13 protein-coding genes are annotated in these 13,908 nt (G+C 61.7%); 8 read left to right on the plus strand and 5 right to left on the minus strand.

Translation table 11 applies throughout. The features are described from left to right. The first annotated feature begins 217 nt into the window (after window positions 1–217). Both OC71_RS17070 and OC71_RS17075 read left to right on the plus strand, forming a co-directional pair. Window positions 218–622, plus strand: a complete 405-nt coding sequence (locus OC71_RS17070) for an acyl-CoA thioesterase (RefSeq protein ID WP_003229628.1) — start codon at window positions 218–220, stop codon at window positions 620–622. 58 nt (window positions 623–680) lie between these two features. Next, entirely contained in the window at window positions 681–1,580 is a 900-nt protein-coding gene (locus OC71_RS17075; protein ID WP_041071643.1) for a D-hexose-6-phosphate mutarotase, read from the plus strand. Between the two features lie 126 nt (window positions 1,581–1,706). Here the strand turns inward: OC71_RS17075 and OC71_RS17080 are convergent, their stop codons facing one another. The 5 genes from OC71_RS17080 to OC71_RS17100 form a co-directional block, all read right to left on the minus strand. Further along, a complete protein-coding gene (locus OC71_RS17080; protein WP_027610367.1) occupies window positions 1,707–2,243 on the minus strand; it encodes a DUF3299 domain-containing protein in 537 nt (178 codons plus the stop codon). A 102-nt stretch (window positions 2,244–2,345) separates the two neighbouring features. Next, window positions 2,346–2,591, minus strand: a complete 246-nt coding sequence (locus OC71_RS17085; RefSeq protein WP_003229635.1) for a GlsB/YeaQ/YmgE family stress response membrane protein — start codon at window positions 2,589–2,591, stop codon at window positions 2,346–2,348. A gap of 117 nt (window positions 2,592–2,708) precedes the next feature. After that, a complete protein-coding gene (locus tag OC71_RS17090; protein WP_041071646.1) occupies window positions 2,709–3,791 on the minus strand; it encodes a 5-(carboxyamino)imidazole ribonucleotide synthase in 1,083 nt (360 codons plus the stop codon). Window positions 3,792–3,801: 10 nt separating this feature from the next. Further along, the gene (purE, locus tag OC71_RS17095; RefSeq protein ID WP_003229641.1) at window positions 3,802–4,293 is read right to left on the minus strand and encodes a 5-(carboxyamino)imidazole ribonucleotide mutase; all 492 of its coding nucleotides are present in this window, start codon (window positions 4,291–4,293) and stop codon (window positions 3,802–3,804) included. Between the two features lie 331 nt (window positions 4,294–4,624). After that, entirely contained in the window at window positions 4,625–5,533 is a 909-nt protein-coding gene (locus tag OC71_RS17100) for a LysR substrate-binding domain-containing protein (protein ID WP_041071648.1), read from the minus strand. A gap of 180 nt (window positions 5,534–5,713) precedes the next feature. On the opposite strand from OC71_RS17100, the gene aspA reads away from it, so the two are divergent. The 6 genes from aspA to OC71_RS17130 all read left to right on the plus strand — a co-directional run bounded on the left by aspA (window position 5,714) and on the right by OC71_RS17130 (window position 13,793). Further along, window positions 5,714–7,138, plus strand: coding sequence for an aspartate ammonia-lyase (gene aspA / locus OC71_RS17105; protein WP_003229645.1), 1,425 nt, complete (start codon window positions 5,714–5,716; stop codon window positions 7,136–7,138). A gap of 485 nt (window positions 7,139–7,623) precedes the next feature. Then, the gene (locus OC71_RS17110; RefSeq protein ID WP_041071650.1) at window positions 7,624–9,069 is read left to right on the plus strand and encodes a sodium:alanine symporter family protein; all 1,446 of its coding nucleotides are present in this window, start codon (window positions 7,624–7,626) and stop codon (window positions 9,067–9,069) included. 166 nt (window positions 9,070–9,235) lie between these two features. Further along, complete coding sequence (locus OC71_RS17115) at window positions 9,236–10,240, plus strand: asparaginase (RefSeq protein WP_041071652.1); 1,005 nt, start codon at window positions 9,236–9,238, stop codon at window positions 10,238–10,240. A gap of 164 nt (window positions 10,241–10,404) precedes the next feature. Beyond that, window positions 10,405–11,400, plus strand: a complete 996-nt coding sequence (locus OC71_RS17120) for an AraC family transcriptional regulator (protein WP_041071654.1) — start codon at window positions 10,405–10,407, stop codon at window positions 11,398–11,400. Window positions 11,401–11,670: 270 nt separating this feature from the next. Then, the gene (locus OC71_RS17125) at window positions 11,671–12,696 is read left to right on the plus strand and encodes a histone deacetylase family protein (protein ID WP_041071656.1); all 1,026 of its coding nucleotides are present in this window, start codon (window positions 11,671–11,673) and stop codon (window positions 12,694–12,696) included. Further along, window positions 12,693–13,793: a polyamine ABC transporter substrate-binding protein gene (locus tag OC71_RS17130; RefSeq protein ID WP_041071658.1), complete on the plus strand. Its 1,101-nt coding sequence runs from the start codon at window positions 12,693–12,695 to the stop codon at window positions 13,791–13,793. The genes OC71_RS17125 and OC71_RS17130 overlap by 4 nt, the downstream gene beginning before the upstream one ends. Window positions 13,794–13,908: the final 115 nt, after the last annotated feature.

Raw genomic sequence — 13,908 nt, forward strand, 5'->3', positions numbered from 1 at the left:
ATATACTCGCAACCTTGCTCCGGTTTGTAGGGGGTTGCTGTGCGAAAACGTCGTTGGTCGCCCTGGTGCGTGGATCCAGCCGCTTTCGCAGAGTTTCCCTTTAGACGCCTACGGAAAACGTGACGAACGCAGTATGTTCGGTGCTGAATCGTTTTTCCTGAAGACGGCTACCACCAGCAATACCAACGAAGAGTCACGGGTCAGAGGCACCCCCGGCATGATAGAGCTCGAACAAGAAGATCCGATCCCGCAAGGCGACCTGGCCTTGCAAATCACCGCACTCCCTCGCGAGACCAACGGCTTTGGCGATATTTTCGGCGGCTGGCTGGTGGCGCAGATGGACCTGGCGGGGACCGCGATGGCCAGCCGCGTTGCCGGTGGCCGTGTGGCGACCGTGGCCATCGACCGCATGGCCTTTCTGGTGCCGGTCGCGGTCGGTGCGCAATTGTCCTTTTATACCCAGACCCTGGAAATCGGCCGCAGCTCGATCCAGATGATGGTCGAAGTGTGGAGCGACGATCCGCTGTCCAGCGAGTGGCGTAAAGTGACCGAGGCGGTGTTCGTCTTCGTCGCCATCGACGGCAGCGGTCGCACCCGCTCGGTGCCGCCGCGCGCACGTTAAACCTCGCCGCGGTTTTGCGGTCGATAGTCGTCCCAAGTGTCTGATCGAGAGCTGTCCCATGAACACGCCCAGCGTTGAAGCCGTGAAACTGGATGAACTGAACTGCTGGCGCATCCGCCACGGTCAGGCCGAAGTGCTGGTGGCCCAGCAAGGCGCGCACATCCTCAGTTATCAAATCGACGGCCAGCCGCCGATCATCTGGCTCAACGACAAGGCGGTGTTCAAGACCGGCAAGAGCATCCGCGCCGGTGTGCCGGTGTGCTGGCCGTGGTTCGGCAAGTTCGAACGCAACCCGCAGCACGTGCAGGCCATGTACACCGGTGAGCAACCGGCACCCGCACACGGTCTGGTGCGAGCGATGGATTGGGAGCTGGGCGGCATCGAATCAGAGGCTGACGGCGTCAAGGTCGAATTCAAGCTGCCCTACCCCGAAGGTGGCCTGCCGGGCTGGCCGTATCAGGTCGATCTGACCCTGACCCTGCATCTGAATGATCAGTTGCACATCAGCCTGACCAGCCATAACCGGGGTGTCGAAACCGTCAGCATCAGCCAGGCGCTGCACACTTATTTCGCAGTCAGCGATGTGCGCAACGTGCACGTCGACGGTGTGGACGGTCTGGAGTACATCGAGACCCTGGACAACTGGAACACCCACCACCAGCAAGGCGCACTGCGCTTCGCCGGGGAAACCGACCGCATCTACCTCGAGGCTCCGCCGCAACTGAGCATCGTCGACCCGACCTGGGAGCGGCGCATCGTACTGACCGCAAGCGGCTCACGCACCGCAGTGATCTGGAACCCGTGGATCGACCGCGCCGCCGCGTTCAGCGACATGGACAACGACGGCTGGCAGCGCATGCTGTGCATCGAGACGGCGAATGTGATGAATGATGTGGTGAATCTGGCGTCGGGTGCGAGCCATACGATGGGTGTCAGCGTCGGTAGTAAACCGCTTTAACCAGTACCGCAAAACAAAATGTGGGAGCGAGCCTGCTCGCGAATGCGTTATGTCAGCCACACTTTAAGTGTCTGATACACCGCTTTCGCGAGCAGGCTCGCTCCCACAGTTGTTTTGGGGTGACGATTACAGATCGGACTCCTGCACCACCCGCACCTTGTCCGCTTCCAGCGCATACGCCGCGTCGGCCAGGTCATTGCTGACCTTCTCGATCTTCAGCGTGCCGGTTACCCACAACGGCGTATAGATGTCATCCAGCTTCAAGCCCTTTGGATAACGCACCAGCACCAGTTGATTCGGCGGCGGTGGCGGTACGTGGATGCACGCGCCCGGGTATGGCACGAGGAAGAACAGCGTGCTGCGACCCTTCGCATCGGATTCCAGCGGCACCGGGTAACCACCGATGCGGATGTGCTTGTCGTTCATCGACGCCACGGTCTTGGTCGAATACATCACCGCCGGCAAACCCTTGGCCTGCTTCATGCCGCCCTTCTCGGTGAAGGTGCCGGTGGCTTCCGGGGAATTGTGGTCGATTTCGGGCATGGCCTCGAGGGCTTTCTGGTCCGACTTGGGCATCAGTTCCAGCCAGTCGGTTTCCGGCAGTTCGCCGGCGTGGGCCAGACCGCTGCCCAGCAAAAGGAGAGTCAACAAAAGACGGCGCATGGAGGTGCTCGGTAAAAAATGCTCGGATAAAGGAAGGACGTTGAATCGCCGAGCATTCTAGCCCTCCCTGCCGCGTTGGCAGAGAGGACTTGGTCGCTTGGATCAGTTCTTTTTGATCAGGCCGTAGATCACCAGCAGCACGATCGCGCCGACCAGCGCACCGATGAAGCCAGCGCCTTGACCTGCCTGATAGATACCCAGGGCCTGGCCGCCGTAAGTGGCCGCCAGCGAACCGCCGATACCGAGCAGGATGGTCATGATCCAGCCCATGCTGTCATCGCCCGGTTTGAGGAAGCGTGCCAGCAGGCCGACGATCAAGCCGATAAAGATGGTTCCGATAATTCCCATGGCATTTCCCTCTGACACTCAATAGTAGATATGCCAAAGCCTAGTCAGACTTTGGCATCCTGCCATGAGAGAACGGCGAGCCCTGAATGGTTCCGCCGCTGCCAGATGAAACTGTCGTTACTCGGCGATCAGCGCTTCGACCTTGACGATCTGCGCCTGCAGCGTGGCCATGTCGGCGCAGCGCAGGTTGGCGTGACCAACCTTGCGCCCGGCCTTGAAGGCTTTGCCGTAGTGGTGCAGATGGCAATCTTCGATGGCGATGACTTTCTCCACCGGTGGAACCACACCGATGAAGTTGAGCATCGCGCTCTCGCCGACCTTGGCCGTCGAGCCCAGCGGCAGGCCGGCCACGGCGCGCAGATGGTTTTCGAACTGGCTGCACTCGGCGCCTTCGGTGGTCCAGTGCCCGGAGTTGTGCACGCGCGGGGCGATCTCGTTGGCCTTGAGACCACCGTCGACTTCAAAGAACTCGAACGCCATCACGCCGACGTAATCCAGCTGCTTGAGCACACGGCTGGAGTAGTCTTCGGCCAACGCCTGCAGCGGGTGATCGGTGCTCGCCACCGACAGCTTGAGGATGCCGCTGTCGTGGGTGTTGTGCACCAGCGGGTAGAAGCGGGTTTCGCCATCGCGGGCACGCACGGCGATCAGCGAAACCTCACCGGTGAACGGCACGAAGCCTTCCAGCAGGCAGGCCACGCTGCCCAGCTCGGCGAAGGTACCGATCACGTCTTCAGGCTTGCGCAGGACTTTCTGACCCTTGCCGTCGTACCCCAGGGTGCGGGTTTTCAGCACGGCCGGCAGACCGATCGAAGCCACGGCGGCGTCCAGGTCGGCTTGCGATTGAATGTCGGCGAAGGCCGGGGTCGGAATGCCCAGGTCCTTGAACATGCTCTTCTCGAACCAGCGGTCGCGAGCGATGCGCAGGGCTTCGGCACTCGGATAGACCGGGACGAATTGCGAGAGAAACGCCACGGTCTCCGCCGGGACGCTTTCGAACTCGAAGGTCACCAGGTCGACTTCGTCAGCCAGTTGGCGCAGGTGATCCTGATCGCCGTAATCGGCCCGCAGGTGTTCGCCCAGCGCGGCGGCACAAGCGTCCGGCGCAGGGTCGAGGAAAGCGAAGTTCATGCCCAGCGGAGTGCCCGCCAGCGCCAACATGCGGCCCAACTGGCCGCCACCGATTACACCGATCTTCATCTCAACAACCTCAGGCAATACGTGGGTCTGGATTGTCCAGGACGCTGTCTGTCTGCTCGGCACGGAAGGTTTTCAGTACCGCGTGGAATTGTGGATGCTTGGCGCCGAGGATGCTCGCCGACAGCAGCGCGGCGTTGATCGCGCCGGCCTTGCCGATGGCCAGGGTGGCAACCGGGATGCCCGCTGGCATCTGCACGATCGACAGCAGCGAATCGACGCCCGAGAGCATCGACGACTGCACCGGAACGCCCAGCACCGGCAGGTGGGTCTTGGCCGCACACATGCCTGGCAGGTGGGCTGCGCCACCGGCACCGGCGATGATCACCTCGATGCCACGGCCCTCAGCCTCTTCGGCGTACTGGAACAGCAGATCCGGGGTGCGGTGGGCGGAAACCACCTTGACCTCGTACGGGATGCCGAGCTTTTCCAGCATATCGGCGGTGTGGCTAAGGGTGGACCAATCGGACTTGGAGCCCATGATCACGCCAACCAGTGCACTCATCGTCGCGCCTCTTCTCTCTGGGCGCCCGCAGGCGCGTCAAAAACAACAAGCCACGCAGGATTGCGTGGCTTGATTGTACGAAAAATGGCCGGACGTACCGGCCGAAGGCCGCGCAGTATACCGCAAAGAAAGCAATAAACAGCCCCCGAAACGACCATCTGTCAAATCAGCGAAAGGCCCGGTTTTATTGACTTGAAGGTCAGCGCTCCAGCATCACTCGATACCTGTGGGAGCTGGCTTGCCAGCGATGGCGTCGGATCAGTAACCACAGGCGGTGACTGACCCACCGCCATCGCTGGCAAGCCAGCTCCCACAGGGTTGTTGGGTGGGTTCAAGAAGCCTGCGCAGCGCCGCCTTCAAGCTTGCGCCACAACAACCGCACGTTAGCCTTGCGCACCAGTGCGCAGCGGTACAGGCGAATTTCCAGCGGTACATGCCATTGCGGGCCGCCGCAGACCACCAGTTCGCCGCGGGCCAGCTCGGCGCGCACGCTCAGTTGCGGTACCCAGGCGATGCCGAGGCCTTCCAGGGCCATGCTTTTCAGGCTGTCGGCCATGGCGGTCTCATAGATGGTGGTAAAGCGCAGCTGACGCTGACGCAAAAGACCATTTACCGAGCGCCCGAGAAACGCCCCGGCGCTGTACGCCAGCAACGGTACGCTGACGTCACCTTCCAGATCGAACAGCGGCTTACCCTCGGCATCCGCCGCACACACCGGGAGCATCTCGGTCTGGCCCAGGTGCAACGACGGGAAGATTTCCGGATCCATCTGCATCGCTGCGTCCGGGTCGTAGAACGCCAGCATCAGGTCGCAGCCGCCTTCGCGCAGCGCGTGCACCGCGTCGCCGACGTTGGTCGCGACCAGCCGTGTGGCGATGTTCAGCCCTTCATTGCGCAGTTGCGCAATCCAGCGCGGGAAGAAGCCCAGCGCCAAAGAGTGCGCGGCCGCGACTTGCATCACTTCGCCCTGCCCGCCTTCCAGGTGATGCAGGTGGCGCAGCACTTCGCCGAGCTGTTCGACCACGGTGCGCGCGGTCACCAGAAACAGTTGCCCGGCCGCCGTCAGTTCGATCGGCGTGCGCGAGCGGTTGACCAGCGTCAGGCCCAGCGCCGCTTCGAGGCTGCGGATCCGCCGACTGAACGCCGGCTGGGTCACGAAGCGCCGTTCGGCCGCCTGCGAGAAGCTGCGGGTGGCGGCCAGGGCACTGAAGTCCTCGAGCCATTTGCTTTCCAGATTCATCACGCCCTCCCGGGAACGCACCAAAACAGGTCACACGTCTGCCGCGCAGGCGGCGTCACACGGGCATTATGCCGAATGTGCATAGGCCAGTGTTTAACAGCATTGGCCCAAAAAATCCTGTAAGCCTAGCATTCGCAGCGTTCCGGCATAGACCGGGTCCATATCGAGATGATTTCTATCATGTCCTCCGCTGCATCTTTCCGCACAGAAAACGACCTGCTTGGCGCCCTCGAAGTACCGGCTCAAGCGTATTACGGCATCCAGACCCTGCGAGCGGTGAACAACTTCCGTCTCTCCGGCGTTCCGATTTCGCATTACCCGAAACTGGTTGTGGGTCTGGCGATGGTCAAACAGGCCGCCGCTGACGCCAACCGTGAGTTGGGTCATCTGAGCGAAGCCAAGCACGCTGCCATCAGCGAAGCCTGTGCCCGATTGATCCGCGGTGATTTCCACGAAGAGTTCGTGGTCGACATGATTCAAGGTGGCGCCGGTACGTCCACCAACATGAACGCCAACGAAGTGATCGCCAACATTGCGCTCGAAGCAATGGGTCACCAGAAAGGCGAGTACCAGTACCTGCACCCGAACGACGACGTCAACATGGCGCAGTCAACCAACGACGCCTACCCGACCGCGATCCGTCTGGGTCTGCTGCTGGGTCACGACGCGCTGCTGGCCAGCCTCGACAGCCTGATTCAGGCCTTCGCCGCCAAGGGTGAAGAATTCAACCACGTCCTGAAGATGGGTCGTACCCAACTGCAAGACGCCGTGCCAATGACCTTGGGTCAAGAGTTCCGCGCATTCGCCACCACCATGGGCGAAGACCTGGCCCGTCTGAAGACGCTGGCCCCGGAACTGCTGACTGAAGTGAACCTGGGCGGTACCGCGATCGGCACCGGCATCAACGCCGACCCGCGCTATCAAGCGCTGGCCGTTCAGCGTCTGGCGCTGATCAGCGGTCAGCCGCTGGTACCCGCTGCCGACCTGATCGAAGCCACTTCCGACATGGGCGCCTTCGTGCTGTTCTCCGGCATGCTCAAGCGCACCGCGGTCAAGCTGTCGAAGATCTGCAACGACCTGCGCCTGCTGTCCAGCGGCCCACGCACCGGCATCAACGAGATCAACCTGCCGGCGCGTCAGCCAGGCAGCTCGATCATGCCTGGCAAGGTCAACCCGGTGATTCCGGAAGCCGTTAACCAGGTGGCCTTCCAGGTCATCGGTAACGATCTGGCGCTGACCATGGCAGCCGAAGGCGGCCAACTGCAGCTGAACGTGATGGAGCCGCTGATCGCGTTCAAGATCCTCGACTCTATTCGCCTGCTGCAACGCGCCATGGACATGCTGCGCGAGCACTGCATCGTCGGCATTACCGCCAACGAAGCCCGCTGCCGCGAACTGGTCGAGCACTCGATCGGTCTGGTCACCGCGCTGAACCCGTACATCGGCTACAAAAACGCCACCCGCATCGCCCGTATCGCCCTTGAAAGCGGCCGCGGCGTGCTGGAACTGGTGCGCGAAGAAGGTCTGCTCGACGAAGCCATGCTCGCCGACATCCTGCGCCCGGAAAACATGATTGCCCCGCGTCTGGTTCCGCTCAAAGCCTGAGCCGACGCGTTATTTGTAGCACCGCTCACCAGGTCGAGGGACTAGACACCTCTCACCTTTTGAGGGCTTGGGGATCAGTCCCCAAGCCCTTTTTTTTAACTTCTTTGCGGGCAGGACGTTAAATGTTTTATGTATTTGATACCGCCAAGATCGCAGCCTTCGGCAGCTCCTACATGAACGACGTGTACCTGTAGGAGCTGCCGAAGGCTGCGATCTTTTGATCTTGCAGCACCCTCGTTTCGTCGCTTGCACCACGAGCGTGCAGACGGGCGCCGCACTGATCGGTATAGTGCCGCCCCTCTTCGCGTGAGCGGTCGTCGGTAACGAGGCCATAACCCATGCGAAACCCGAACTAATAACAAACCCGCGAAATGGATCCGGGACGAAACCTTCGCCTCACCTGTCGTGCCGCGCGCAAACCGGTGTAACGCGATGTTTCTGAACATCCAGCATTTGCTTACACAAAAAACAGCGAGGAAAAATCCATGCTCGAAGTCATCAACGACTTCCTCTCAGGGAAAGTACTGATCGTGCTCATTGTCGGGCTCGGTAGCTACTTCACGATTCGCTCGCGTTTCGTTCAATTGCGCCACTTCTTCCACATGTTCGCGGTATTCCGCGACAGCCTCAAAAGCAGCGGCGGGCAACTCAGCTCGTTCCAGGCCCTGATGCTCAGCCTTGCTGGCCGCGTCGGTGCAGGCAACATCGCCGGTGTCGGCATCGCCGTGACCCTCGGTGGTCCGGGTGCGGTGTTCTGGATGTGGGTGACCGCACTGGTCGGCATGTCCAGCAGCTTCTTCGAATGCACCCTGGCGCAGGTCTACAAGCGCGCCGACGGTGACGGTCTGTACCGTGGCGGCCCGGCTTACTACATCCAGCACGGCCTGAAACTCAAAGGCATGGCGGTGGTGTTCTCGGTCCTGCTGCTGGTCACCTACGGCTTCGCCTTCATCGGCCTGCAGTCCTACACCGTGACCCACTCGCTGCAAAACGCCTTTGCCTTCGACCCAAGCCACACCGGGATCGTCCTGGCAGTGCTGCTGGCCATCACCTTCATCGGCGGCATCAAGCGCATCGCTGCCGTGTCCGACCTGCTGGTACCGGTCAAGACTCTGGCCTATATCGGCGTGACCCTGTACGTGATCGGCACCCAGATCGAACACGTGCCAGCGATGCTGGAAACCATCTTCAAGAGCGCCTTCGGTCTCGACCCGGCCTTCGGTGGCCTGCTCGGCAGCGCCATCGTCATGGGCGTGAAGCGTGGCGTGTTCGCCAACGAAGCGGGCCTGGGCAGTGCGCCGAACGTCGCCGCCGTGGCCTCGGTGAAACACCCGGGCGCTCAGGGCGTGGTTCAGGCCTTCAGCGTGTTCCTCGACACCTTCGTGATCTGCACCTGCACCGCGCTGCTGATCCTGCTGTCGGGCTTCTACACCCCGGGCTTCGAAGGTGACGGCATCGTTCTCACCCAGAACTCGCTGGCCGCCGTGGTCGGTGACTGGGGACGCATCTTCGTCAGCGTCGCGCTGTCGCTGTTCGTCTTCACCTGCATCCTCTACAACTACTACCTGGGCGAAAACAGCCTGCAGTTCCTCAGCCGCAACCGCGCGTTGCTGATGGTTTTCCGCGGTCTGGTCCTGGCGCTGGTGGTATGGGGTTCGATGCAAGACCTCTCGACCGTATTCGCCTTCGCTGACATCACCATGACGTGCCTGGCCTTCGTCAACCTGATGGCCCTGGCCATGCTGTTCAAGGTCGGCATGCGTGTCATGCGCGACTACGACGAGCAGCGCCGCGCCGGCATCAAGCAGCCGGTGTTCGATTCCAGCAAATTTGCCGATCTGGATTTGGACTTGAAGGCCTGGCCGACCGAGGCGCCAGCCGTCGGCAAGACCGCAGTCGAGCCGCAAGGCATCCCTGCAGCGCAACGCTGACAGGTGAATGACGGGCGCATCCCCTGCGCCCGTCAGTTACAGTTCGTAAAACTGTGGGAGCGAGCCTGCTCGCGAAAGCGGCGGATCAGTCGACATTCTGGTATCTGACCCACCGCATTCGCGAGCAAGCCCGCTCCCACAGGAACTCATCGTTTCGGAGAATCCTATGAACCCTTCGACTTATCCCGCCGCCCAACACGTCATGGTGCTCTACACCGGTGGCACCATTGGCATGCAGGCCAGCGCCAACGGCCTGGCCCCGGCGTCCGGTTTCGAAGCCCGCATGCGCGACTACCTGCACAGCCAGCCCGAACTGGTGGTGCCGCAGTGGCGCTTCCGGGAAATGTCGCCGCTGATCGACAGCGCCAACATGACCCCGGCCTACTGGCAGCAACTGCGCGAAGCGGTGGTCGATGCGGTGGACGTGCAAGGCTGCGACAGCGTACTGATCCTGCATGGCACCGACACCCTGGCCTACAGCGCTGCGGCGATGAGTTTCCAGTTGCTCGGCCTGCATGCCCGGGTGTGTTTCACCGGCTCGATGCTGCCGGCCGGCGTCACCGACAGCGATGCCTGGGAAAACCTCGGTGGCGCGATGGTTGCTCTGGGTCAGGGTCTGGCGCCGGGCGTGCACCTGTATTTCCATGGCGAGCTGCTGGCGCCGACCCGTTGCGCGAAAGTGCGCAGCTTCGGTCGGCATCCGTTCAAGCGCCTGGAGCGTCAGGGCGGCGGGGTGAAAGCGCCGTCGATTCCAGCCGCACTGAACTACAACCAGCCGAAACAACTGGCCAAGGTTGCTGTGCTGCCACTGTTCCCCGGCATCGGCGCCGAGGTGGTTGATGGCCTGCTGGCCAGCGGTATCAAAGGTCTGGTGCTGGAGTGCTACGGCAGCGGCACCGGACCGAGCGACAATCCCGAGTTCCTTGCCAGCCTCGGCCGCGCACGGGACAACGGTGTGGTGGTGGTTGCGGTCACGCAGTGCCATGAAGGCGGCGTCGAGCTGGATGTGTATGAAGCCGGCAGCCGTTTGCGCGGCGTGGGCGTGCTATCCGGCGGCGGCATGACCCGCGAGGCGGCGTTCGGCAAGTTGCAGGCGTTGTTGGGTGCAGGTCTGGAATCGACCGAAGTGCGCCGGCTGATCGAACTCGACCTGTGTGGCGAACTGATCTGACACACATTTCCCCTGTGGGAGCGGGCTTGCTCGCAAATGCGGTGTGTCAAACAGGCTGATATCGACTGACACGACGCTTTCGCGAGCAAGCTCGCTCCCACAATTGGATCTGTGTGCGGCATACAACTTGCTGCGTTCCAGCCATCCCCAGGCTGGAAGATCACATGCTGCACTCCCACCTCACTACCCTCAACGCCGTCTCTCTTATCCTCAACACCTTCAAAGATGAAGGCCTGTCGAGCGACGCGCTACTGGCCGGCAGCGGCATCAGTGCGGCGGATCTGAACCGCGCCGACACGCGCATCACCACCAATCAGGAGATGCAGGTCTGCGCCAACGCCGTTGCGCTCAAGCATGACATTGGCCTGGAACTGGGACGGCGGATGCATGTTTCCTGCTACGGCATCCTCGGTTACGCGCTGCTGACCTGTGCCACCTTCGGTGACGCTTTGCGCCTGGCGATTCGCTATCCGGCGCTGTTGGGAACACTTTTCGAACTGAGCCTGGAAGACGATGGCGAGCGCGTCTGGTTCGTCGCTGCCGATTACCGCGAGAGCCCGGAGATGGCAGTGTTCAACGCGGAATTCTGCCTGGTGTCGCTGAAGGTCATCTGCGACGACCTGCTCGGGCATCCGCTGCCACTGCTGGCGACGCGTTTTGAACATGCCGCGCCGGATTATCGCGACAGTTATGCCGAGCACTTCGCCAGCCCGCTGCACTTCGCCGCCAAGGACAACGCCTTTGCCTTCGACCGGCGCTGGCTCGATCAACCGTTGCCATTGGCCGACAGCATCACCCACCAGGCCATGGCCGACCGCTGCCGCAAACAAAACATCGAGTTCACCGGACGTCAGGCGTGGCTGGGGCGGATTCGCCAGTTGCTCAGTGCCCAGCTCAATGCAGCACCGGGGCTGGAGGGACTGGCCCAGCAGATGAAATGCTCGCCGCGCACCTTGCGCCGCCACCTCAAGGACATGGGCAGCAGTTATCAAGAGCTGCTCGACGAACTGCGTTTCGAGCGCGCCAAACAGATGCTCTTTGAGGATCAGTTGCCGATCTACCGCATCGCCGAGACCCTGGGTTTCAGCGAAACCGCGAGTTTCCGCCATGCGTTCGTGCGCTGGAGCGGGGTGGCGCCGAGTCAGTTCAGACCGCACTGATGATTCCTGTGTGGGAGCTGGCTTGCCAGCGATGACGTCAGTACAGCCGCCAAAGATCTCGCCTGACACGACGCTATCGCTGGCAAGCCAGCTCCCACAGATTTTGTATTGCCTGCCCATGACAGGTGCAAACCTGCGCCAACAAGGGGCGAATTTCGGTCAGCGTTTTTGGCCATATCGATCCCCTTTTGGCCTTTCCTGCCGTTCTCCGATTCGCCGCGCACCGCAACACTGGGGGCAACCGAATCAGCCCCCTGCGGAGAACAACAAATGCTGACGATCTACTCGGACGATCACCACCTGCACCACGGTCGCTGCGAACTCATCGACGGCCAGCTCAAGCCGTGTTTCGAAATGCCGTCGCGCGCCGACCACGTGCTGCAACGGGTCAAGAACCAAAACCTCGGTTCGGTGGAAGCGCCAAAGGATTTCGGTCTCGAACCGATCGCGCGCATCCACAGCCGCGACTACCTCGACTTCTTCAAAGGTGCGTGGGCACGCTGGACCGAATTCAACACCGACGGCGACTTGCTGCCCTACACCTGGCCCGCACGCACTCTGCGGCAGATCAAACCGACCAGCCTGCACGGCCAGCTCGGCTACTACAGCTTCGACGGCGGCGCGCCGATCACCGCCGGCACCTGGCAAGCAGCCTACAGTGCAGCGCAAGTGGCGCTGACTGCGCAGGCCGAAATCCAGCGCGGCGCCCGCAGCGCCTTCGCCCTGTGCCGGCCACCGGGACACCACGCCGCCAGCGACTTGATGGGCGGTTATTGCTACCTCAACAACGCCGCTATCGCTGCTCAGGCATTCCTCGATGCAGGCCACCAGAAAGTTGCGATCCTCGACGTCGACTATCACCACGGCAACGGCACGCAGTCGATTTTCTACGAGCGCAGCGACGTGCTGTTCACCTCGATCCACGGCCACCCGGAAGCGGAGTTTCCGTTCTTTCTCGGCTACGAAGATGAACGCGGCGAAGGCGCCGGTGAAGGCTTCAACTTCAACTATCCGCTGCCGGCCGGCTCCGGCTGGAAGGTGTGGAGCGCGGCGCTGGAACAGGCCTGCAACGAGATCGACAGCTACGGTGCCGACATCATCGTCGTGTCGCTGGGCGTCGACACCTTCAAGGACGATCCGATCTCGCAGTTCAAGCTCGACAGCCCGGATTACCTGGCCATGGGCAAACGCATCGCCGCCCTCGGCAAGCCGACGCTGTTCGTCATGGAGGGTGGTTACGCGGTGGAGGAAATCGGCATCAACGCAGTGAACGTGCTCGAAGGGTTCGAACAATGAACCGACTCAAGCACTGCATTGCACCAGCCCTGTGCGCGGCGCTGCTCAGCGTCGGCGCCCACGCCGAAGAACGCACCTTGCGCGTCTACAACTGGTTCGACTACATCACGCCCAAGGCGCTGGAAGACTTCAAGGCGCAGAACAGCCAGACCAAACTGGTCTACGACATCTTCGACACCAACGAAGCGCTGGAAGCCAAGCTGCTGACCGGCAACTCCGGCTATGACGTGGTGGTGCCGTCCAATGTGTTCCTCGCCAAGCAGATCGAAGCCAGGGTGTTCCAGCCGCTGGACCGCAGCAAGCTGCCGAACTGGAATCACCTCGATCCGAAACTGATGAAGCTGATCGAGGCCAACGACCCGGGCAACCAGTTCGCTGTGCCGTACATGTACGGCACCATCCTGATCGGTTTCAACCCGGCCAAGGTCAAGGCCGCACTGGGTGACAGCGCGCCAGTGGACAGCTGGGACCTGATTTTCAAGGAAGAGAACATCAGCAAGCTCAAGCAGTGCGGCGTCGCCCTGCTCGACTCGCCGTCGGAGATCCTGCCGCTGGCCCTGCAACACCTGGGCCTGGACCCCAACAGCAAGAAGCCGGCGGACTATGCCAAGGCCGAGGCGTTGCTGATGAAGATCCGCCCGTACGTCACTTACTTCCACTCGTCCAAATACATGGCTGATATTGCCAACGGTGACATCTGCGTCGCGGTGGGTTATTCCGGCAGCTTCTCGCAAGCGGCCAACCGCGCCAAAGAGGCGAAGAACGGTGTCGTGGTCGACATGCGCCTGCCCAAGGAAGGCGCACCGATCTGGTTCGACATGCTCGCCATTCCCAAGGGCGCGAAGAATCCGCAAGACGCCTACACCTTCATCAACTACTTGCTGCAACCGGCGGTGATCGCCCCGGTCAGCGATTTCGTCGGCTACCCGAACCCGAACAAGGACGCTACCGGACTGGTCGATCCGGCGATCCGCAACAACCCCAACCTGTACCCGACCGATGCGGCGATGAGCACGCTCTACACCCTGCAACCGCTGCCGCGTGATGCCGAACGGGCGCGCACACGGGCCTGGACCAAGATCAAGTCCGGCACCTGACCTTCACTTCGGTTTTTTTATTGGCCTGCGTTGATGCAGGCCTTTTTTTGTCCGCGATATCTATATACCGCCATGCCGGCCCCGACGGTCATTACCTTGAGCCCGAACGCGCACC

Origin of the sequence: Pseudomonas sp. W15Feb9B, assembly GCF_000828175.1 — a bacterium.
Classification (GTDB): domain Bacteria; phylum Pseudomonadota; class Gammaproteobacteria; order Pseudomonadales; family Pseudomonadaceae; genus Aquipseudomonas; species Aquipseudomonas parakoreensis.